The following is a 20,985-nucleotide window of genomic DNA, read 5'->3' as shown; positions in this document are numbered from 1 at the left end:
TTTACTATTTAAAAACCGGCTGGTTTATTAATTGTTTGCGTAGAACCATTAGTTCCTCCCAGATCAGCATTAACATCATTGATATTATGCTTTGTGATAAGTCTTTTATAGGCCATCAGATAAAGATCTACCGTAAAGTTGTTATACGTTCTGGATGGACCACCTGAAATATTGGCAATAATTCTACTGTCTGTAAATTTTGCTCTGATGTGCCAGGTTCCTCCACTTTTAAATGCTACTACATCAGGAGATCCCTGTTTGTTATCATTCACTCCATTATTACCATAATCAAGCATCACATTGGTATTACCATTGCTAAGTTTAAAAGAATAGTTGTGAAGTACAACAAGGAAGTTATTGACATCTATTTTAGTATCATAATCTGCAATTCCTTCTCCAGAAACATTAGTAAGGGTAAGTTTGATATAATTGAATAATCCACTGCTTTCTAAATTCGGGTCATAAATCTGCAATGCATTTTCTGATGTTGCCAGAAAACTTCCTCCCGTCATAGTAGGTTCTCCCGGATTTCTCAGATATAAAGAGTTGGTATATGTTTTTCCGTTTACATCAAGTGTTTCCGTAGGTTTATCTGTTTTGATTCCTACTTTGCCGGTCTGAGCATTCAAAAATATACCCCAACCTATCATCATTGTAATATAAATTTTTCTTATCATGTTTTTGTTATTGAAGCCCAAGAGGCGTATTAGTTGATACTCCGGAAAAAGACGCTGCGGCAGATACCGAGCCATCAAATGTCCCCCAATCCTTTATCAGAGATTTTTCAAATACATTTAATGTTAATGTCCAGGTTCCGTTTTGTGAAGAAACCGTACTTGCCCCTTTAAAACTTAGGTTAATAGCCTGATAATTTTTTCCTCCTTTTTGCACCTTCGTTACTTCAGTAGAGTAAGCTCCATATAATCTAGAAGTAGATGTTGTTGTTGCAGAAACCGCCCCACTAAAAACAGCTCCTGTAATAGCTACAACATATTTATCAGCATCCAATCCTGTGTTTAGGTTGACAACTTCATCCTGTTTAACGTTTTTTAAAACTACAGTATACATATTTACCGGTGCTACATTCCGAAGCGTAATATCAAGAAGCTTTACTTTTCCTACGGGAGAAGTATCTTTTGAACGGGTAAGCAGTAAATAATTTCCTCTTGCCGTCACATTTTCTGTGTCAATAAGATAAGATTCTACAAGAGTTTCTCCTTCTACATCAAGAGTTCCTTTTGGATTTGCAGTATTAATTCCTACTTGAGCCTTCAAGCCTAATGAGGCTGCTGCTATAAAAAATAATGAGATAATTTTTTTCATGTTAGTGTTTTATTGAATTAAAGGAGCTACAGCAGCACCTGTTGTAGAAGATTTTAAATCCTGAGTTGAGTTAATTTCTTTTGCGTAAGATCTGTCATAAACCAACAAATTAAGAGTCCATTCTCCGGTTGGCAGATTAGAAGTTGGGGAAAATCCTTCATAATCGGCTTTTAATTTCCATGTGTTACCTGTTGAATAGGCAAAAATCTGAGGAACCGGGGTCAGCCAGTCTGCAGTATTTGTTCTCACGGGCTGAGTAAATCCGAAAGATGAAATTACCACCAAGAATTTCTTAGAATTGATTTTGGTATCAAACTCATTTACCCAGTCTTTATCTGAAGGGTCACAAGTTATTTTAAACTGAATGATATTGATAGGCGCCGGAGAATTCGGTACAAAGCTATCATTGTAAGCTGTAATCTTATTTTCCGGTGAAGGAGATTTAATAATAAAAGTATAATTTTCATCAGCGCCCAATTTCTCCATAGGCTTTTTGAAAACAATACCGGATGTCTTCATCGTACCATTTACTGTCAATTCTTTTTCAGGTTTTGCAGTATTAATTCCAACTTGTGCGCTCGTCAAAACTGCTGAACCTGTTAAAAGGATCATCGAAATAATTTTTGTCATTGTCGGTTATGTGCTTCTAAGGTTTCTATCAACCATACTTCTTTAATCACACTTTAGGTTAAATTAAAAACACTAAATGTGCTGTACATCTGTAAACAGTGTACCGAATGAGAAAACAATAAGTTTTATGGGTTGATTGCCCAGTAAGTTACAAGAACTATGCCAGCAAAATTAGATTTATCTCCAAAAAAACCTTTAAACATATGGAAAACCGACAATTTTCCCATAAAAGTGAAAATAAGATTAAGGTAAAGTGCTCTATAGAAGCAGTTGACAAGTCTTAATTCGTTTTGAGTATTTCACAAAATAAATAATTAAAAAATACAAAAAATTTAAATAATGAAATAAAAATGGCTAATTTTTTATCAATATTAAATTATTCCAGAAAATAATGCAGTTGACAACCATTTAAAATAGCAAAAGATGGATCAGTTTAAAAAGTTGGTGGTATTATATATTTATTAGACGCAAAGGAGGAATCCTCAGCTTGATTTAATAAACTGTTCAAAACACTCTAAAATTATTTGGGGTAGTAATGCACTGAAAAAGATAGGCAAATGATATCATGCAGTCCTCTTTTGAATGCTACCCATATTGTCAATTCCTCACTACCCATAAGCACTTATATCTTGTTTGTGATATGATCTTAAATCAGCTTTTCGAGAATAGAAATAAACAAAAAAGACCACTATTAAGTGATCTTTTTATATTTTATATAAGTAAGTATTATACTTTTTCTACCTGCATATAGCTTAGTTCCATTGGAGTTTTTCTACCGAAGATTAGTACAGAAACTTCAATTTTCTTTTTATCTTCAAGAATCTTCTCAACTGTACCATTGAATCCGTTGAAAGGACCATCGATCACTTTTACGTTTTCACCTACTACATATGGAATCTCAACATCGCTTGCAAATTCTGAAAGTTCATCCATTCTTCCAAGCATTCTGTTCACTTCTGATTTTCTCATTGGAACAGGATCTCCACCTTTTGTCAAACTTAAGAAAGAAATAACTCCAGGGATGTTTTTGATAACGTGAGGAATCTCTCCCATCAGCTCAGCTTCAATCATCAAGTATCCAGGATAGTAAGGTCTTTCTTTAGGAACTTTTTTACCGTTTCTAATTTGGATAACCTTTTCCATAGGAATAACCACTTGAGTAACGTACTGCTCAAACCCTAAACGTTTGATTTCTGTCTCAATATAGTTTTTCACTTTATTTTCCTGTCCGCTGATTGCTTTCAGCACATACCATTTCAATTCGCTCATTTTGGGAAAATACTTTTATAATTAATTGAACATGTTGATTAGCATACCAATGATGTTGCTGATTGATTTAGAAAACAATTCATCAACTCCAAATGTAAACAATGCCAGAATCACTGTCGCAATAGTCACTACAATTGTAGATGACTGCAGGTCAGCCCATTTTGGCCATTCAACTTTATGTCTGAATTCGTTATAAGAACCTTTTAAAAAATCGACAAATGAACTCATAATTTATATTTGCACGGGCACAAGGATTCGAACCCTGATCAACGGTTTTGGAGACCGGTATCCTACCATTGGACGATGCCCGTAGTTAAAAAGCTTCCGAGAGTTTCCTTTCGGAAGCTTAATTTATTTTAAGATGATTAGTCTAAGATTTCAGTAACCTGACCTGAACCAACTGTTCTACCACCTTCTCTGATCGCGAATCTAAGACCCTCGTTAAGAGCAATTGGTTGTAACAATTCTACAGTGATCTCTAAGTTATCACCAGGCATTACCATTTCTACACCTTCTGGTAAGAAGATCTCACCTGTAACGTCAGTAGTTCTTACGTAGAACTGAGGACGGTACTTGTTGTGGAATGGAGTGTGACGTCCACCTTCTTCTTTAGAAAGGATATAAACAGATGCTTTGAATTTTTTGTGTGGCTTCACAGAATCTTTCTTAGCGATTACCATACCTCTCTTGATGTCAGTTTTTTCAATACCTCTCAACAATAGACCTACGTTATCACCAGCTTCACCTCTGTCTAGGATTTTTCTGAACATCTCAACTCCTGTAATAGTAGAAGTTAATTTTTCTTCACCCATACCAACGATATCAACTGGATCACCAGTGTTGATTACACCAGCCTCGATTCTACCAGTTGCTACAGTACCTCTACCTGTAATAGAGAATACGTCTTCGATTGGCATCAAGAATGGCTTATCAGTATCTCTTACTGGCTCATCGATCCACTCATCAACTGCATCCATAAGAGCTTCAACAGTTTTGAACCACTTATCTTCTGAGTCACCGTTAGTAGCTGCAGTAAGTGCTCCAAGAGCTGAACCTTGGATTACTGGAGAGTTATCTCCATCAAAGTCATAAGTAGCTAATAGATCTCTAAGTTCCATTTCAACAAGCTCTAACAATTCTGGATCATCCACCATGTCAACTTTGTTCATGAAAACAACGATCTTAGGTACGTTTACCTGACGGCAAAGTAGGATATGTTCTCTAGTTTGAGGCATTGGACCATCAGTTGCAGCACATACTACGATAGCTCCATCCATCTGAGCAGCACCAGTTACCATGTTCTTAACATAGTCGGCGTGACCTGGACAGTCAACGTGAGCATAGTGTCTTTTTACAGTTTCGTACTCGATGTGAGCAGTATTGATAGTGATCCCTCTTTCTTTTTCTTCTGGAGCAGAGTCAATTGAAGAGAAGTCTTTTTTCTCAGCAAGACCTTTGCTAGCTAATACAGCAGAAATAGCAGCTGTAAGAGTAGTTTTACCATGGTCAACGTGACCAATAGTACCAATGTTCAAGTGTGGTTTGTTACGATTAAACGTTTCCTTTGCCATGATTTAAAATTATTTATTTATTGTTTTTCAAATTTTCGGTGTGCAAATATAATGAATTTTTAAATACCAAAAACTTTTTATTCAAAAAACTTTCAATATTCTCATCCGATGAAGGACAAACCTTATATTTCGATGCATTGAGACTGCAAATTTACACATTTTTCTTTATTGAAAAAAATCCTTAGAAATGTTTTATTAAAAATATAAACTATCTTACTAATTATGAATACAATATATAGGCAAAAAACTTAAATATGTCTATCAGTAAATCCATTTTTTTCTTTTTCTCGTAGATACAAAAACAACAACTAACATTAATATTATGAGAAAATTATTACACATCTACTTGGCTCTGTTTATCATTACAACTTTTTTTTCGTGTGACAATTCAGATGAAAGCTATAAGTCAGAAAACATCCCTCAGGGTCCCAATCTTATGGTATACGGAATAACAGCAATGAATGAGCTTGTTTATTTTAATTCTAATAATCCGAAAACCTTCACCTCAAAAACAGCTGTAACAGGTGTTGTATCGGGAGAAAAATTGTTAAGCATAGATTTCAGGCCTGCAACAGGAGAATTATATGCATTATCAAATGCCAGCAAATTGTATATAATCAATACATCCAACGCTTCAGCAAGACCTGTAAGTTCAACAGCATTTACTCCTTTGATTTCGGGGACAATAGCTTCAATTGATTTCAATCCTACTGTTGACAGAATTCGTCTGGTGAGTAATACCGGACAAAATCTGCGTATACATCCGGAAACAGGAGCTACTGCCGCTATTGATACTAATATTAACGGAACAGGAGGCCCTTCAATAGCAGGATTAGCTTACACAAACAGTAAAGCAGGGACTGCTTCAACTATACTCTATGATATTGATCCGGTATTAGGAAAATTATATAAACAAGATCCTCCCAATAATGGAACTTTAGTGGAAGTGGGAAGCGTGGGAACCACTTTTACAGGGCAGGCTGCTTTTGATATTAAATTTGATAACAGTACTGCTCTATTAGCTTTCAGTGATAAATTGCATGTTCTGGATCTTAATAATGGGAAAGCAACATTTGTAGGTTTTCTTCAGCAAGCTCTTATTGATATTGCCATTCCTACAGAACCGGTAGCCTATGCCATTGACAATTCTAATAATCTCCAAATTTTCAATCCAAACAGTCCAATGCCTGTTTCCAAGACGGTGGCTGGATTACAAAGTGGTGAAAATATTTTAGGAATAGATTTCCGCCCTGTAAACGGACAGTTGTATGCATTGGGAAGTTCAAGTAGAATTTATACCATCAATTTGGGAACAGGTGCTGCTACAGCTGTAGGTACTTCACCTTTTTCTACTTTGCTTTCCGGAACAGATTTTGGTTTCGATTTCAATCCTACCGTGGACAGAATAAGGGTAGTAAGCAATACAGGACAGAATCTTCGCCTAAATCCTAACGACGGAACAGTTGCTGCTGTAGATCTTGCATTAAATCCAGGAAGTCCCCTGATAAGCGCAGCTGCTTATACTAATAATTCTGCGGGAAGTACTGCTACTACTCTATTTGTCATTGATCACAATACAGATAAATTATATCAGCAGAACCCTCCTAATAACGGAAATTTAGTAGAAACAGGCTCTTTAGGAATTAATATTACAAGTGCTAATGGTTTCGATATTGGAAGCATGAGCCAAAAAGCCTATTTAGCAGCATCCATAGGTTCATCTACAAAAATTTACTCTATTAATACAGCAACAGGTGCTGCTACTTCAGTTTCAGATTATCCAAATACCATAAAAGCTTTCACAGTGGGATTAGGATTTTAAACTTAAACTCATCCTATTTTATTTCAATAATGCAGAAGTGCGGAAAACTTTGTTTTCCGCACTTCTTACTAATATAAATGAAAGATAATCTAAATTTGACTGAGCTTTTTCGTCCTGTTGAAAATCCAGAAGATAATTGGAAAAATAAGCAGAGTAAGCACTGTAGCGGTAATAAGACCGCCAATAATGACAATGGCTAAAGGTTTTTGGGATTCGGATCCAATGCCTGTAGATAAAGCTGCCGGCATCAGTCCTATTGAAGCCATTAAAGCTGTCATAATCACCGGCCTGGTTCTGGATTTTACTCCACTCAATATGGCATTATCAATATCCAACCCGTTTTTAACATTCTGATGGAACTCTGTAATCAAAATAACACCATTCTGTATACATATCCCCAGAAGAGCAATCATTCCTACTCCTGCGGAGATTCCGAAATTGATGCCTGTAACATGCAAGGCAATAATACCTCCTATTAAGGCAAACGGAACATTCGCCAAAACCAGAAGTGAATCCTTCATATTTCCAAATAGAATAAACAAAAGGAAAAAGATCATCAGAATACTTACCGGAACCACCTGCGCCAACCTGTGTGAAGCACGCTGCTGGTTTTCAAACTGCCCTGTCCAGCCTAAGGAATATCCATCCGGAAGTTCAACGGCAGCCACTTTTTTCTGTGCATCAGCAATAGTGCTTCCCAAATCACGATCACGAATTGAGAATTTCACACCAATATATCTTTTAATATTATCCCTGTAAATAAACGCCGCACCATTATCTTTAACGATAGTACTGATCTCCTTTAAAGGAATTTTTGCACCATCCTGAGTAGGTACCATCAAAGCGGCAATATCATTCTCATTGGTTCTGTATTCTTGAGAATAACGAAGACGGATCGGAAATTTCCTTTCTCCATCAAACATTTCGGAAGCCGTTTTTCCTCCAAAGGCCATTTCTAATACAGCTTGTGCATCGGCAGGCATGACTCCATAAGCCGCCATTTTATCCCTGTCTAAGACCACACTTACTTCCGGCTGACCAATATTTTTAATGATTCCCGGATCTTTTACTCCTTCAACATCTTTAATTTTTGATAATACCTCATGGGCTAATTTATCCAGGGTTTCCAAGTTATCACCATAGATCTTGATTCCATTCTCAGCTTTAAAACCGGCTACAGCTTCTGCTACGTTATCTGAAATCGGCTGTGAATAATTGAACGTAATCCCTTGATAACTTCTCAGCTTTTTATCTATTTCATTAATCAGTTCATCATAGGTGATTTTTCGTTTCCATTCTTCTCTTGGTTTAAGATTTACAGCAAACTGTACAAATCCAAATCCGTTCGGGTCTGTACCATCATTACTTCTTCCTGTCTGTGCCAGAACATCAGTTACTTCTGAGAAACTCATAATATCCTTTTTCAAAAGATCTGCTGTTTTTAGAGATTCTTTTAAAGATGAACTCATGGGCATTTCTGCAGTGATCCAAAGAGAACCTTCATTAAGCTGCGGCAGGAATTCAGTTCCAAGGAATTTTCCGGAAAACAATGTCAGCGCAAGGAATGAGATGGCAACAATCATACTCGTTTTTTTATGCTTAAAGGTTAGGTTGAAACCTTTTAACACAATTCTGTCCCAGAAATTTACAAATGGGTTATTTTTTTCCTTTACATTTTTATTGAGAAGGATATGAGAAAGAACAGGAACCAGCGTTAATGTAAATATTAATGCTCCTATAAGTGCAAATCCTAAAGTAAAGGCTAAAGGAGAGAACATTTTTCCTTCTACTTTCTGGAATGAAAAGATCGGGATCAATGATGTAATAATAATCAGTTTGGAGAAGAAAATGGCTTTACCTAATCCTGTTCCGGTTTGTTTAATCCAACCTCCTTTTGCCAGTTTGTTGAATTTTTCCATTCCATATCGATGTGCTTTATGGTCAAGCATTACAAAGAGTCCTTCCACCATGACGACGGCTCCGTCAATGATAATCCCAAAGTCTACAGCTCCAAGGGAAAGTAGATTAGCACTCATCCCCGCCAGTTTTAGGCATAAAAAGGCAAATAGTAAGGATAGAGGAATAATGATGGAAACGATTAATGTGGTTCTCCAGTCTGCCATAAAAATCAAAACAATCACTGTTACCAATACAATTCCTTCAATCAGGTTATGCATTACGGTTTTGGTAGTGAAATCCATAAGGTTATCCCTATCGTAGAAAGTCACCATTTTTACATCTTTCGGAAGAATCTTCTCGTTCAGTTCTTTGATTTTAGCTTTTACACCTACCAGAACTTCTCTTGGGTTCTCCCCTTTTCTCATCACCACAATTCCCTCTACAGTATCATCATGTTTGTTAAGAGCTGCTTGTCCTACTCTAGGCATAGAGCTTTCATGAACTTCAGCTACATTTTTTACCAAGACTGGGTTTCCGCTATCATTCTGAATGGTGATATTTCCGATATCTGTAATAGATTTCACTAAACCAATTCCCCTTACCACATAAGCCTGTCCGTTTTTTTCGATCACATCTCCTCCAACATTCAGGTTACTCTTGGTAACAGCATCATACACCTGAAGCGGTGTTAAATTATATTTATCCAGAGCTCTGGGATCAATACTTAATTCAAATACTTTATCCTGTCCACCGAAAACATTGATATCAGCAACTCCGGGAACTCCTCTTAAAGCACGGTCTATTACCCAGTTTTGCAGGGTAAGCAGTTTACGGGAATCTTTTGTTTTACTTTCCAGTGTATATCTGAAAATTTCTCCGGTTGGCCCGTAGGGTGGCTGCACTTCAGGGTCTACCTCGTCAGGAAGGCTAATGGTTCTTAATTGGTTATTGACCTGATTTCTGGCAAAAGTATCATCCACCCCATCATCAAACAGAATTTTAACAATGGAAAGCCCAAACATAGTGGTACTTCTCACACTGGTTTTCTTCTGAACCGGGCTCATGGCCAATTCTATGGGGGTAGTAACAAAGCGTTCTACTTCTTCTGCACTACGCCCATTCCATTGGGTAATGATGACAATCTGGGTATTGGTAACATCCGGGAAAGCTTCAATAGGCATGTTTTTGAAACTTATGAACCCCGCAATCGCTAAAATAGCTACCCAGATAAAGGTAAATGCTTTATTCTTTAATGAAAAAGCGATTATATTTTTTATGAATTTGTTCATGATAGATACATTGATGACCTAAAAAAGCCGTTGAAAGAATTATTTTAAATCACTTCAATTTTTAACTGTTCAGGGAACGGTATATTAAAAGCTGGTTATTGGTAATTACTTCTTCTCCTTCTTTAAGACCATCTGCAATGTAAGTAACATCCCCTACTTGTTTCTGTACTTTCACTTCTCTTACTTTCACATCAGTTCTGGATTTAAAAACAACCACAAAACTTTTGTTATCATCAAAAATTACTGCTTTGGAAGGAACAGTCAGCATGGTATTGCTTTCCAGGCTGGAAACTTTTATTGTCGCTTTACTATCTGGAATCAAAAGCCCATTGGCATTATCCAAAACTACCCTTGCCTGCATAGCATTGGTTTGCGGATCAATGATTTTAAATATTTTATCAATTTTTCCATCAAAAACTTTGTCCGGATAAGAGAGAGTAGATACCTGAGCTTTCATTCCAAGACTGATCTTTTCGATATCCGATTCATTTACATTCATGATAGCCCACACATTGGTTGTATTCGCTACATCAAAAATATTCTCACTTCGGTCGCTTCTGAGCTGCATATCTTTATTAATACTTTTCTGAACAATATATCCATTAATAGGTGCTACTACACTGTATATATTTCCTGATTTCACATTATAAACAGTACTTACTGCGGTAGCTCTCTGTAACTGGTCTACGGCCTTCTGAAGCTGGCTTTTCGCTTCCAATACATCTCTTTCTGTATTCAGTTTTCCTTCATAAAGTTCTTTCGCAACCCTAACGTTGTTTTTTGCTACTACAAGGTCAGTTTTAGCATCACTTACGTCTTTTTGAATTTCTGCAAGCTCCGTACTTCTGATAGTAGCCAATACCTGCCCTTTTCTTACATAATCTCCAAGTTCTACATTTACACTCATTACATTTCCACCTACCAATGGGTAAACGTCTATATAACTGTTTTTATCTGCAGAAATTTTTCCGTAAAAGCTGTATTCATCTTCTATATTCTTTTGTTCAACTTTTGCCAGAGAGATAGAATTCAACATGGTATTACTGAGTTCAAAACCTTTTTTAGCCTGGTTTGTTTTCTCTTCCTCTTTTTTTGAGCAAGCCATTAATGATAAAATCATCAATATTGGGATAATATAAGTTTTCATTGTTTAATAGAAGATTTTCGTTTGTACTAATTGGTTAAGTTGTTCTGCCGCCTGCATAATCTCGTTTTTCATGTCATAGATCTGAAGTGCAGTTTCACGATAGCTGTCCATAAAATCAGTAAATTCAATGAGATTTACATTTCCTTTTCTAAAGTTGGTCACCATCCCGTTATACACCATATCCATGTTCTGAAGATCCGTTGTTTTGATATCTACGAGCTGATCATACTGTGCTTTCCAGGTTTTATAGGCAGCCTGTACTTTGGTTTCAAGGGTTAGTTTCTGAAAGTCTGCATTTTTTTGGTTCTGCTGAATAGCATAATTGGCTTTTTCCACATTTCCCTGATTCACTCTCCATAATGGTAAAGGAATCCCTAATGTCAGGTTCGCTTCATTGTTAAAAGTTCCTCCGGCTTGATCCCATGCTGCTCCAACATTAATATCTGGTATATTCATTGATTTCTGCCATTGAGCATAAAGCTTACTGTTATCCACTAATTTCAAATTATATCGATAATCAGCGTTATTTTCCAATGCCTTAGCTTTCAACTCATCTTCATTCCCAAAAGGCTGGGCCACCAATGCCTCTTTGGCTTCAGATTCAGGCATCAAAGGTTCTATATCTTCTGAAATCCCGGTAAGAACTTTCAAATTCTGTTCGAAACCGAGAATATTTTTATTGATCTCAAGCTTGTCATGATTCAGCTGGATGACGAGGCTTTGCAGCCTTACCGCATCCTTAAGAGAAACATTTCCCTTCGCCGATTGTACACGATAGGCACTCAACAGGTCATTCATATACCCTAATTGCTTATCTGTATTGTCAAGCTTTAATTTTTCGTAATAAAGATTAAAATAAGTGGTACGAAGCTGGGCTCTCAAATCCACAAGAAGTTGGGAAAACTGAAGCTGGGCCAGTTCTTTGTTTGATTTTGCAAAGGCAATTTCATTTTTCTTTTTGCCTCCCATATAAATTAACTGGGTAATGCCTGCTCCTTTTGAATGTCCTACATCAAAAAACTTTTTGCCCTGCGGGTTGTAAGCATTGAACTGCCCGCTCAATTGTGGCAATTCCCAGATCTTGGCCTGCAGGATATCAGCATCAGCCATATTGATGTTGTATTGTTCGGCGAGCAGCTGAAGATTGTTCTTCTGGAAGGCTTCTTCGCAATCCAAAAGAGACATTTGCTGTTGTGCCGCCATGAATGAGGAAACGGCCAGGCACAGCACTGCAATTCTGTTCATTATTTTCTTTTTAAATTACAAAATTGCTCGGATGTACTTAAAAGAAACTTAAATGAGGCTTAAAAAAATATTAAAATCAGCTTAAACAGGCTATTTGAGATAAGATTGTTACCCTATAGGACATGTAATTTTTCTCCAATGATTGAATTTTTACTTGAAAATTTAATCCGAAGTTTAACTAAAGTGGTAACATCTTTTAAGGATAATTAATAACTATGAAAATTTATTTTTTAAAAACCACGGTGAATTGATTCATGTTCTCTTCAGGAGAAGAATAAAAAATATCTGCATCATGATATTCAAGAATTCTTTTAACAATTCTCAATCCTAAACCGGAACCTGAAATATTCTGAGCATTATTTCCTCTTGTAAAAGCTTCAAATAACTTCGCCTGTTCTTCTTCCGAAATGGTGGCACCATGGGAAATCACGTCAACACTCAGATTATTGCTCGTTTCGGTTATCAGTAGTTTCACTTCTGTAGTGTCAGAATAAACCGCTGCATTTTTAAATAAATTAATAAAAACAATTACCAATAATGACTGGATTCCACTAATGGTAAGAAAAGCATTTTCAGAGGTTTCTTCGGCAATGAGAAAATCCAGCTTAAGCTCCGGATAACTTTTTTCCACCCCTTCGAAAGCTTCGAAAATCACCTCATCTATCCTTACATCTTCATAGATACTCTGAATATTTTCTTTATCAAACTTGGTAAGCAATAATAGTGAATTCGTCAAATCCGACAACTGGTAAATATCTCGCTGAATCTGCTGCAATGAAGACAACGTCTTAGGAGAATGTTCTTCAAATTTAATCAGGTTTTCCAATTGAAATGCCATTCTTGTAATAGGAGTCCTGATTTCGTGAGAAGCACTTGCTGTAAAATCTTTCTGTGACTGAAAGACATCATTAAGCCGCACAATCATCGTATTAAAGGATTTTGCAAGAACATTTACTTCATCATTAGATTCCTGCACCGGAATCTGAGTGGTTAATTTATGAGCAGTTACTTCTGAAATTTCCTTGTTCAGATCTTCCAAGGGACGAAGAAACTTTTCCACAAAGTAATAGCTGAAAAAGCCAATAAGAAGTGTACTCATTACATAGGCCGTAATCAAAAGATATTTCAGAAATCCTAACTTTGATTTTCCGTTGGTGTCAAATGCACTCGTAAGAATATAATAGTTTTCACCATTAATGTTTCTCAAGGCTGCATATATCTCAGGAACGGTTTTTTCAGTATAAATAATCTTCTTTTTGTCCAATTCCTTAAGCATTGTACTGTCCCAGGTAACATTACGGTCTTTAATGGTACTGTAGATTAATTCTTTCTGGTCATTGAAAATTAAAATCTTTTCATTCAAAAGAATATTATCTGAGTTTTCATTGAAAAAAATAGGGGCTTCTTCCTCAAAATCTTTAGACTTTGAAATAAAATGAGTCGTAAATTCCAGTCTCTGTCTGAATCTTTCTTTAAACTCATCTCTTCTGAAATCATTGAAAGATAAATAAATCACGGCCATCACCATTCCAAAAAGCAATGAAAAGGCGATACTGATTGTTAAAGCTATCTTTCTTTTTAAAGACATTTATAATGGGCTTAAATAATATCCAAAACCGGAACGGGTATGGATCAATTTTATTTTAAAATCTTTGTCGATCTTTTTTCTTAAGAAATTAATGTATACCTCTACTGTATTGGTATTCGTATTGAAGTTATGTTCCCACACATGTTCGGTAATCTGTTGTTTGGAAACAGTTCTTCCCTGCGCTTCTGCCAAATATACCAATAATTGGAATTCTTTTAACGTAAGGGTTATTTCATTTCCTCCACGATATACTTTTTGTTCTGTTTTATTGATGATAAGGTCATCCACTCTGATAATATCCTGATCAGAAGTATCTGAAGGCATTTTTCTTCTCAACAGTGAATTGATCCTTAAAAGAAGTTCTTCAAACTGGAACGGTTTTACCAGGTAATCATCGGCCAATCGGGTAAAGGCGTCCTTTTTATCTGAAATATCTCCATAAGCAGAGATGATAATGATAGGGGTACTTTTATCAAAAGAACGAATCGTCTGGCAGACATCCAGTCCATTTATTTTGGGAACATTGATATCAAGCAGGTATAGATCGTAAGAATTATTTTTAATCTGGCGAAGAAAAGTTTCTCCGTCATAGATTTTATCACAGGTAAAATGATTGGACTCTAAAAACCGGCAAAGTTCTGCAGAAAGAATGAGATCGTCTTCTAATAAAAGAATATTCATCAAAAATTATTTTACACGAATGTAACGAAAATTTTTATGATGATTACTGATTGCAGGTAAAAGTTGAGAATAATACTAAAGTGTAATTTTTTTCGACATAAAATTGATCCTCTGCTTTTATAATATTTAAGCTTTAGAAAGAGGGTTCTTTTTGAATTTTTTAAACAGTTGTATAACTATTTTGTTTAATCAATATCAAAATTTCTTTTCGATCTAATATTAATATAAAATTTGGGCAAAAAAAATTCCCGAAGAAATTCGGGAGATTCGAGAGCCAACTACGGGACTTGAACCCGTGACCTCTTCCTTACCAAGGAAGCACTCTACCGCTGAGCTAAGTCGGCATTAATTAAAAAAATCACACTGAATAGCGTGATTTTTATTGAGCGGAAGACGGGGGTCGAACCCGCGACATTCAGCTTGGAAGGCTGACGCTCTACCAACTGAGCTACTTCCGCAATTTTGTTTCCAAAATTATTGGTAAACGCTTTGCAAAACTAAGAATTAATTTTTAATTCTGCAAACTTTTTTTCTAATATAAAATGTGGGGAGAGCAGGATTCGAACCTACGAAGCCGAAGCAACTGAGTTACAGTCAGTCCCATTTAGCCACTCTGGAATCTCCCCAGATATTTTATATTAAATTGAGCCTCCAGAGGGATTCGAACCCACGACCCCGAGATTACAAATCACGTGCTCTGGCCAACTGAGCTATGGAGGCAATTTAACAATTAGTCTGAAACTGATAGAGAAACTCTACTCTACACATTTCAGTGTTAAAAAAATCAATTTAAATATTGATTTTGTTGAGCGGAAGACGGGGGTCGAACCCGCGACATTCAGCTTGGAAGGCTGACGCTCTACCAACTGAGCTACTTCCGCGATTTTGTTTACAAAACCATTGGTAAACGCTGTGCAAAACTAAGAATTATTTTTTAATCTTGCAAACTTTTTTTTCAAAAAATATAAGTGGGGAGAGCAGGATTCGAACCTACGAAGCCGAAGCAACTGAGTTACAGTCAGTCCCATTTAGCCACTCTGGAATCTCCCCAGATATTTTATATTAAATTGAGCCTCCAGAGGGATTCGAACCCACGACCCCGAGATTACAAATCACGTGCTCTGGCCAACTGAGCTATGGAGGCAAATATAAAAAAGAATTCAAAAGATCGCTGTTCCTTTTTTGCGAGTGCAAATATAGAACGGATTTTTTGAATTCTCAAATATTTTATAAACTTTTTTTAACTTTTTTTTCTATGCCATTTCTTTTTTCTTGATTAATAGCTTTTTAGCTGTATCAACACAAAGATCCAAACTTTCTTCAAAACTTGCTGATGTCTTCTTTACGACGATATCATCTCCTGGAACCGCCAAAATGATCTCAGCTGTTTTATTAGCTTTATCAGCATTATTTTCTACTTTCAGAAATACTTTACACTCTTGAATTTTATCATAGAATGTATCTAGCTTGCTTACTTTTTTGTCGATGTGTGATTCTAGTGGTTCGTGTGGAGTTAAACCAATGGATTGAACTGAAATCTTCATAATTCTTCTTTTTTAGATGCTCGAGGGTGAGCTTGATTAAACACTTTTTTCAATTGTTCAATATTAGCATTCGTATAGACTTGAGTACTGGCAAGACTGGAATGCCCTAATATTTTTTTTACTTTGGAGATCTCCGCCCCATTATCCAACACGTGTGTAGCAAAGCTATGACGAAGGATATGAGGACTTTTTTTTTCTTTCGTTGTTACAAGACTAAGGTACTTATTAACTACCACATAAACAAATTTTTCGTTGAGTTTTTTCCCTTTCTTATTGACAAAAAAATAGACTTGATATTCAGTCTGCGGCTTTCTTATTTCCAAATAATTTTTAAGAAGTACAGACAAGTCTTCAGAAATAGGAATCACTCTCTGCTTATTCCCCTTCCCTATTACTTTTAATTCATTTCCGTCTATATTAACATTTTCAAATATCAGGCCACAAAGCTCTGCTTTTCTCATTCCGGTCTGATAAAGGACTTCCATAATGCATTTTTCCAGGATATCGGGAGTCTGTTCCAGTATTTTGTCATTAAGATCTTCCATTTCTTCTTTAGACATGGGAATTTGCTTCTCTGCATAAAATTTTAGGGAAGATACCCCTTCGGTAGGAGAAACCTTAATTTCACCAATCTTTAGGAGGAAAAGATAAAAACTACGGAGAGAGGATAATTTTCTATTGATACTTCTTTTAGAAATATTGTTTTCACTAAGATCAACAATAAAGTTTCTGATGATCTTTTTATTGGCTTTAGAAATATCGTCGGAAGATTCTGTTCTGAGATAGAAATAGGAAAAGTCGTCAAGGTCTTTTTTGTAGCTTGTAATGGTATGAGGAGAGTACCTTTTTTCGAATTGTAAGTATTCTAAAAACTTTTCCAGCATCATGGGATATAAAATAAAAATTCACTTCTCAAATATAAGAATTTAAGAAGTGAATTAATATGTGTTTAAGAAAAATTCTTAAGCCTGCTCTTCCTTGCTAAGTGCTCTTTGCTTGTAAGCAGCTTTCAACTTAGATTGTCTCAAAGTTACAGAAGGCTTGATAAACGCTTGTCTAGATCTTAATTGACGAACTGTACCTGTTTTATCAAATTTTCTTTTGTATTTTTTTAAAGCTCTGTCGATGGATTCACCATCTTTAACTGGAATTATTAACATATTTTACATCTCATTTTGGATTGCAAAACTATACATTTTTTCTAGAAATACAAAATATATTACAACAAACAATGATTCTTTATTTCTTTTTAGCCTAAAAAACACAGTATTAAAAGGCGTTGTCATGAAAAATAATTTTATCCACAATCATCATACATTCTTATATAATATGGATTTGATTCCCTGAAACCCTTCCATTTACAAAAATCTTCTACTATTTTTTTAATTTCATCCACCTATTAGTTTAGAGTTGTGATGATCAAAAATAACATATATGAATGAAATATAAACAAAAAGCACTATCTTTGCAGTCACTTTATTCTTGGGGTTGACTGGTTTCGACAGCAAGACCAATGGGTAAGTAAGCATGCAGAGAACCGTAGCGCGATCTCTATAATCCCTTGCTACAAAATTTTAACTGGCAACGAAGAGTTCGCTCTTGCAGCTTAATATCGAAGTATAGTAGATCAAGCGTTTTCCCGAAGATTTCAGTAGGGAAGCAAGATATTCCACAAATGCTCTGTTCTGCGGCGTTTGATCCTGGGATATAGGAATGCGGAAATAAGGTTTCAGAAGCTTCGGCTGAAATTCGAAAACCTCAGAAGATAAGTTGGAAGTTGGGTGTCTATCCTCTGCTTTCAATCGAAAACCAATGGTAGAATAAGCATGTAGAAAGCTTATGTATTGCTTGTTTGGACGAGGGTTCGAATCCCTCCAACTCCACATAAATACAAAAACCACTGATTTCTCAGTGGTTTTTTATTTTTAAGCCGCTCATCTAGTATGACTTGCTATTCATTTTAAACCATTCAGTATAAGCCTCCACTGCCTTCTGAAGAAAAAGCCTCACCTCTTCATCCTTTAAATTTCCATTTTCATCCCATACCTTATCAATATGAGGAAGATAAACTTCAGGCTGCTGCATTGCCGGGACATTAAGAAACACAAGACTTTGTCTAAGGTGATGATTAGCCCCAAAAGCAGAAAGGTTTCCCGGCGAACTACTAAATACTGCACCTGGCTTTCCATCCCAAACATTTTTACCTGCCGGCCTTGAACCAATATCAATTGCATTTTTCAATGCTGCAGGAACCGACCTGTTATGTTCTGGGGTAATAAAAATAATTCCAGCTAATTTTTTTATTTCATCCCTGAATTTTACATAAGACTCCGGCACCTCATTAAAATCGTCAAAATCCTGATTATATATGGGCAAGTTGTCAATTGAAATAATTTTAAATTCTAAACCGTTAGAAGCCATGGGAAGCAACGCATTTGCAATCTTTTTGGAAAAAGATTCTTTGCGTAAACTCCCTGCGATAAGTCCGATTACTTTATTCATAATAATAGTATTTAAGTGATTATACTATTGACTATAGCAAAAATAATGCGACAATATTTACTCAATAAGTCACGCTGATGAGCTTGTATTAAGATATCATACTGGGTGATAATCCAAACTGCTTTTTAAAGGTAAAAGAAAAATGAGACAGATCTTCAAATCCCAAATCGAGATAAATATCAGATGCTTTTTTTCCTTTTTCTAATAAATACTTTGCTTCCTGTAATCTTTTTTGAAGCAACCATTTTCCGGGCGCAATTCCAAAGATTTTTTCAAAGTCTCTTTTAAATGTCGCTAAACTTCTTCCAGTGAGATAAGCAAATCGATCCAACTTTACATTAAAATGATAATTTTTCAACATAAACTCTTCAAGATTGATCTTAAACGGATCTGAAACATCATACAATATATTCTTTAATGCAGCATCATATCCAAACATAAGTAACAAAGCTTCTTTTTGTTTCACCAAAGCCAATCCCGGAGATTTATTTTCTAAAAGATCCTGATATTGCAACAGGGATTCCATAAAATATTTTAAATATGAAACTTCTGATAAGTTGATAAATGCGGGTGTTTTCATTTTTTCCTGAAGTACAAAATTTTCTTCAGTACTCATTTGTTTCAAAAGAGTATCATCAAATCTTATGGACAACGATTTAAATCCTGCTTCTTCACCTGGTTTTTTCAAAAATTTCAAAAGCTGATTCTTTCTTACCAGATACACATCCCCACTTCGAAATATCTTTTTCTGAACACCATCATTAAGCTCCATTTCACCTGAAATCACCATTGACAAAGCATTGTAAGACACAAACTGCTCTCCTTCACGAAAAACCGTAAAGTAGCATGAGTAATTGATATAATCCATATTTTCGGACATGGTAATACTTTTAAATAGAGTCAAAAAATGATCTGACTGTTAAAGATAATACTTTAATTATGTTTATACTAAAATAGATTTTGGCTCAAGGTATTCTTCAAGTCCATAAACACCAAACTCTCTCCCTATTCCTGATTGTTTAAAACCTCCAAAAGGAGCCAACGGATCATGTTTAAAACCATTCACGCAAACCCTGCCCGCTTCTATCTGAGAAGCTATATTCAACGCACGCTTTTCATCTGAAGATGAAACATAAGCCGCTAATCCATAAGTGGTATCATTAGCAATGGTAATAGCCTCATCTTCATCCTTATAAGGAATAATACAAAGTACAGGACCAAAAATCTCTTCTTGCGCTATCCGCATATCATTATGTACATTGGTAAAAATAGTTGCCTTAACGAAGTTTCCGTTTTCCAGACCTTCCGGCTTCCCTACTCCGCCTATCAATAATTCCGCACCTTCTTCTACACCAATCTTGATGTAGTTTTGCACACGCTCATACTGTTTTTCTGAAACCATTGGCCCCACATTCGTATTTTCATCCTCCGGATATCCTACTCTTACCTGTTGGACCGCCTCTTTTGCAATCGTATTTACTTCTTCAAGTTTTGAATAAGGAACCAATAAACGAGTGGGAGCAATACATGCTTGGCCACTATTCATATAAGCTCCCAATACAGCCTGAGGAATTACCTTCTTCAAATCAGCATCATCGAGAATAATATTCGGCGACTTTCCGCCCAGCTCCAATGTAACCCTTTTCATAGAATCTACAGCTCCCTTTGCGATCATTTTCCCTGTTTGCGTAGAACCCGTAAATGATATTTTAGCAATATCGGGATTTCTTACCAATTCACTGCCCACTACATTGCCTAACCCATTCACCACATTAAAAACTCCTGTTGGTAACCCTGCATCATGGAAGCACTCCATCATAACCTGTGTTTGCATTGCGCTCATTTCACTAGGCTTTACTACCACGGTACACCCGGCAGCTACTGCAGTAGCAAACTTGTTACAAATAAAACTATTACTGGAATTCCATGGGGTAATAATTCCCACAACACCTACAGAGGTCATTTGAACTTGAGTATGACCTGCTACTCGGTTAAATTCAAACTGATGTAAAATCTCTATCATGCTATCAAAGCTACTCACCATATTCTGGAAACTCATTGTACAAAACTGTTTTGTTCCTCCATATTCCAAAACCATAGCATCAATAAGATCTTTTTCCCGATTTATTACTGCTTTCTTTAAATTCTTAAGAATAGTAATACGTTCTTCTATAGAAGTTCTTGAAAATGTTTTAAAAGCTTTCTTTGCAGCAGCAATTGCCTTTCTTGTATCTTCTTCATTTCCTAATATCACTTCACCAATTTTCTCATGGTTTGAAGGATTAATAAGATCAAAAGTTTCGGTACCTATCAATGTTGTAAATTCGCCATTAATATAGGCTTTGTCTATACTTTTCATATATACTTGTTTTAGTTTTACAAGACAAATTTCCGACAATTACCAGCTCACAACTTTGCCAAAAAGCTCAATTCAACTTTGTTACAAAGCTCAAACAAATCAGTATAGAAAATAAC

Annotated in this window: 18 protein-coding genes, 8 tRNA genes and 1 other RNA gene; 2 read left to right on the top strand and 25 right to left on the bottom strand. The window is 35.9% G+C overall.

Going from position 1 to position 20,985, the window contains the following annotated elements:
- Positions 1-8: 8 nt before the first annotated feature.
- The 7 genes from AC3HD6_RS12320 to tuf form a co-directional block, all read right to left on the bottom strand.
- Positions 9-677: a hypothetical protein gene (locus AC3HD6_RS12320; protein ID WP_488896587.1), complete on the bottom strand. Its 669-nt coding sequence runs from the start codon at positions 675-677 to the stop codon at positions 9-11.
- A 7-nt stretch (positions 678-684) separates the two neighbouring features.
- Positions 685-1,323 carry a hypothetical protein gene (locus AC3HD6_RS12315; RefSeq protein ID WP_488896586.1) on the bottom strand — a complete coding sequence of 213 codons (639 nt, stop codon included), beginning with the start codon at positions 1,321-1,323 and terminating at the stop codon, positions 685-687.
- A 9-nt stretch (positions 1,324-1,332) separates the two neighbouring features.
- Positions 1,333-1,953 carry a hypothetical protein gene (locus AC3HD6_RS12310; protein ID WP_488896585.1) on the bottom strand — a complete coding sequence of 207 codons (621 nt, stop codon included), beginning with the start codon at positions 1,951-1,953 and terminating at the stop codon, positions 1,333-1,335.
- Positions 1,954-2,679: 726 nt separating this feature from the next.
- Positions 2,680-3,222, bottom strand: coding sequence for a transcription termination/antitermination protein NusG (gene nusG / locus AC3HD6_RS12305; RefSeq protein WP_065395256.1), 543 nt, complete (start codon positions 3,220-3,222; stop codon positions 2,680-2,682).
- A gap of 21 nt (positions 3,223-3,243) precedes the next feature.
- Positions 3,244-3,450, bottom strand: coding sequence for a preprotein translocase subunit SecE (secE, locus tag AC3HD6_RS12300; protein ID WP_160135970.1), 207 nt, complete (start codon positions 3,448-3,450; stop codon positions 3,244-3,246).
- A 12-nt stretch (positions 3,451-3,462) separates the two neighbouring features.
- Positions 3,463-3,533, bottom strand: a tRNA-Trp gene (locus AC3HD6_RS12295).
- A gap of 54 nt (positions 3,534-3,587) precedes the next feature.
- A complete protein-coding gene (tuf, locus tag AC3HD6_RS12290) occupies positions 3,588-4,793 on the bottom strand; it encodes an elongation factor Tu (protein WP_045501120.1) in 1,206 nt (401 codons plus the stop codon).
- Positions 4,794-5,115: 322 nt separating this feature from the next.
- On the opposite strand from tuf, the gene AC3HD6_RS12285 reads away from it, so the two are divergent.
- Positions 5,116-6,615, top strand: coding sequence for a DUF4394 domain-containing protein (locus AC3HD6_RS12285; RefSeq protein ID WP_488896584.1), 1,500 nt, complete (start codon positions 5,116-5,118; stop codon positions 6,613-6,615).
- Positions 6,616-6,704: 89 nt separating this feature from the next.
- Here the strand turns inward: AC3HD6_RS12285 and AC3HD6_RS12280 are convergent, their stop codons facing one another.
- From AC3HD6_RS12280 to rpsU, 15 genes are all read right to left on the bottom strand, one after another.
- On the bottom strand, positions 6,705-9,803 hold the full coding sequence (locus AC3HD6_RS12280; protein ID WP_488896583.1) for an efflux RND transporter permease subunit: 3,099 nt from the start codon (positions 9,801-9,803) through the stop codon (positions 6,705-6,707).
- A 61-nt stretch (positions 9,804-9,864) separates the two neighbouring features.
- Positions 9,865-10,950 carry an efflux RND transporter periplasmic adaptor subunit gene (locus AC3HD6_RS12275; RefSeq protein ID WP_488896582.1) on the bottom strand — a complete coding sequence of 362 codons (1,086 nt, stop codon included), beginning with the start codon at positions 10,948-10,950 and terminating at the stop codon, positions 9,865-9,867.
- 3 nt (positions 10,951-10,953) lie between these two features.
- The gene (locus AC3HD6_RS12270; RefSeq protein WP_488896581.1) at positions 10,954-12,195 is read right to left on the bottom strand and encodes a TolC family protein; all 1,242 of its coding nucleotides are present in this window, start codon (positions 12,193-12,195) and stop codon (positions 10,954-10,956) included.
- 223 nt (positions 12,196-12,418) lie between these two features.
- Entirely contained in the window at positions 12,419-13,783 is a 1,365-nt protein-coding gene (locus tag AC3HD6_RS12265) for a sensor histidine kinase (RefSeq protein ID WP_488896580.1), read from the bottom strand.
- Positions 13,784-14,464, bottom strand: a complete 681-nt coding sequence (locus AC3HD6_RS12260; protein WP_068944783.1) for a response regulator transcription factor — start codon at positions 14,462-14,464, stop codon at positions 13,784-13,786.
- A gap of 272 nt (positions 14,465-14,736) precedes the next feature.
- Positions 14,737-14,808, bottom strand: a tRNA-Thr gene (locus tag AC3HD6_RS12255).
- A gap of 41 nt (positions 14,809-14,849) precedes the next feature.
- A tRNA-Gly gene (locus AC3HD6_RS12250) sits at positions 14,850-14,922 on the bottom strand.
- Between the two features lie 87 nt (positions 14,923-15,009).
- A tRNA-Tyr gene (locus tag AC3HD6_RS12245) sits at positions 15,010-15,090 on the bottom strand.
- A 20-nt stretch (positions 15,091-15,110) separates the two neighbouring features.
- Positions 15,111-15,184 (bottom strand) — tRNA-Thr (locus tag AC3HD6_RS12240).
- Positions 15,185-15,272: 88 nt separating this feature from the next.
- Positions 15,273-15,345, bottom strand: a tRNA-Gly gene (locus tag AC3HD6_RS12235).
- An 88-nt stretch (positions 15,346-15,433) separates the two neighbouring features.
- A tRNA-Tyr gene (locus AC3HD6_RS12230) sits at positions 15,434-15,514 on the bottom strand.
- Positions 15,515-15,534: 20 nt separating this feature from the next.
- A tRNA-Thr gene (locus tag AC3HD6_RS12225) sits at positions 15,535-15,608 on the bottom strand.
- Between the two features lie 109 nt (positions 15,609-15,717).
- Positions 15,718-16,008: an HPF/RaiA family ribosome-associated protein gene (locus AC3HD6_RS12220; protein ID WP_034693158.1), complete on the bottom strand. Its 291-nt coding sequence runs from the start codon at positions 16,006-16,008 to the stop codon at positions 15,718-15,720.
- Positions 16,005-16,892: a tyrosine-type recombinase/integrase gene (locus AC3HD6_RS12215; RefSeq protein WP_488896738.1), complete on the bottom strand. Its 888-nt coding sequence runs from the start codon at positions 16,890-16,892 to the stop codon at positions 16,005-16,007. The genes AC3HD6_RS12220 and AC3HD6_RS12215 overlap by 4 nt, the downstream gene beginning before the upstream one ends.
- A 78-nt stretch (positions 16,893-16,970) precedes the next feature.
- Complete coding sequence (gene rpsU / locus AC3HD6_RS12210; protein WP_045501128.1) at positions 16,971-17,168, bottom strand: 30S ribosomal protein S21; 198 nt, start codon at positions 17,166-17,168, stop codon at positions 16,971-16,973.
- 324 nt (positions 17,169-17,492) lie between these two features.
- Between rpsU and ssrA the strand changes: the two genes are divergently transcribed.
- Positions 17,493-17,894, top strand: a transfer-messenger RNA (tmRNA) gene (gene ssrA / locus AC3HD6_RS12205).
- 52 nt (positions 17,895-17,946) lie between these two features.
- Here ssrA and AC3HD6_RS12200 read toward each other — a convergent pair.
- The 3 genes from AC3HD6_RS12200 to AC3HD6_RS12190 form a co-directional block, all read right to left on the bottom strand.
- Positions 17,947-18,510, bottom strand: a complete 564-nt coding sequence (locus tag AC3HD6_RS12200; protein WP_488896579.1) for an NADPH-dependent FMN reductase — start codon at positions 18,508-18,510, stop codon at positions 17,947-17,949.
- An 88-nt stretch (positions 18,511-18,598) separates the two neighbouring features.
- Positions 18,599-19,390: a helix-turn-helix domain-containing protein gene (locus tag AC3HD6_RS12195; protein WP_488896578.1), complete on the bottom strand. Its 792-nt coding sequence runs from the start codon at positions 19,388-19,390 to the stop codon at positions 18,599-18,601.
- A 63-nt stretch (positions 19,391-19,453) separates the two neighbouring features.
- The gene (locus AC3HD6_RS12190) at positions 19,454-20,869 is read right to left on the bottom strand and encodes an aldehyde dehydrogenase family protein (protein WP_488896577.1); all 1,416 of its coding nucleotides are present in this window, start codon (positions 20,867-20,869) and stop codon (positions 19,454-19,456) included.
- Positions 20,870-20,985 lie beyond the last annotated feature (116 nt).

The organism is Chryseobacterium sp. II3a (assembly GCF_057815135.1).
The sequence above is the reverse complement of the archived record's forward strand: the minus strand, read 5'-3'. Positions and strand labels throughout refer to the sequence as shown.

Coding starts and splice junctions, on each gene's coding strand:
- AC3HD6_RS12320 (WP_488896587.1), bottom strand. CDS start 677: ATGATAAGAAAAATTTATATTACAATGATGATAGGTTGGGGTATATTT.
- AC3HD6_RS12315 (WP_488896586.1), bottom strand. CDS start 1,323: ATGAAAAAAATTATCTCATTATTTTTTATAGCAGCAGCCTCATTAGGC.
- AC3HD6_RS12310 (WP_488896585.1), bottom strand. CDS start 1,953: ATGACAAAAATTATTTCGATGATCCTTTTAACAGGTTCAGCAGTTTTG.
- nusG (WP_065395256.1), bottom strand. CDS start 3,222: ATGAGCGAATTGAAATGGTATGTGCTGAAAGCAATCAGCGGACAGGAA.
- secE (WP_160135970.1), bottom strand. CDS start 3,450: ATGAGTTCATTTGTCGATTTTTTAAAAGGTTCTTATAACGAATTCAGA.
- tuf (WP_045501120.1), bottom strand. CDS start 4,793: ATGGCAAAGGAAACGTTTAATCGTAACAAACCACACTTGAACATTGGT.
- AC3HD6_RS12285 (WP_488896584.1), top strand. CDS start 5,116: ATGAGAAAATTATTACACATCTACTTGGCTCTGTTTATCATTACAACT.
- AC3HD6_RS12280 (WP_488896583.1), bottom strand. CDS start 9,803: ATGAACAAATTCATAAAAAATATAATCGCTTTTTCATTAAAGAATAAA.
- AC3HD6_RS12275 (WP_488896582.1), bottom strand. CDS start 10,950: ATGAAAACTTATATTATCCCAATATTGATGATTTTATCATTAATGGCT.
- AC3HD6_RS12270 (WP_488896581.1), bottom strand. CDS start 12,195: ATGAACAGAATTGCAGTGCTGTGCCTGGCCGTTTCCTCATTCATGGCG.
- AC3HD6_RS12265 (WP_488896580.1), bottom strand. CDS start 13,783: ATGTCTTTAAAAAGAAAGATAGCTTTAACAATCAGTATCGCCTTTTCA.
- AC3HD6_RS12260 (WP_068944783.1), bottom strand. CDS start 14,464: ATGAATATTCTTTTATTAGAAGACGATCTCATTCTTTCTGCAGAACTT.
- AC3HD6_RS12220 (WP_034693158.1), bottom strand. CDS start 16,008: ATGAAGATTTCAGTTCAATCCATTGGTTTAACTCCACACGAACCACTA.
- AC3HD6_RS12215 (WP_488896738.1), bottom strand. CDS start 16,892: ATGCTGGAAAAGTTTTTAGAATACTTACAATTCGAAAAAAGGTACTCT.
- rpsU (WP_045501128.1), bottom strand. CDS start 17,168: ATGTTAATAATTCCAGTTAAAGATGGTGAATCCATCGACAGAGCTTTA.
- AC3HD6_RS12200 (WP_488896579.1), bottom strand. CDS start 18,510: ATGAATAAAGTAATCGGACTTATCGCAGGGAGTTTACGCAAAGAATCT.
- AC3HD6_RS12195 (WP_488896578.1), bottom strand. CDS start 19,390: ATGTCCGAAAATATGGATTATATCAATTACTCATGCTACTTTACGGTT.
- AC3HD6_RS12190 (WP_488896577.1), bottom strand. CDS start 20,869: ATGAAAAGTATAGACAAAGCCTATATTAATGGCGAATTTACAACATTG.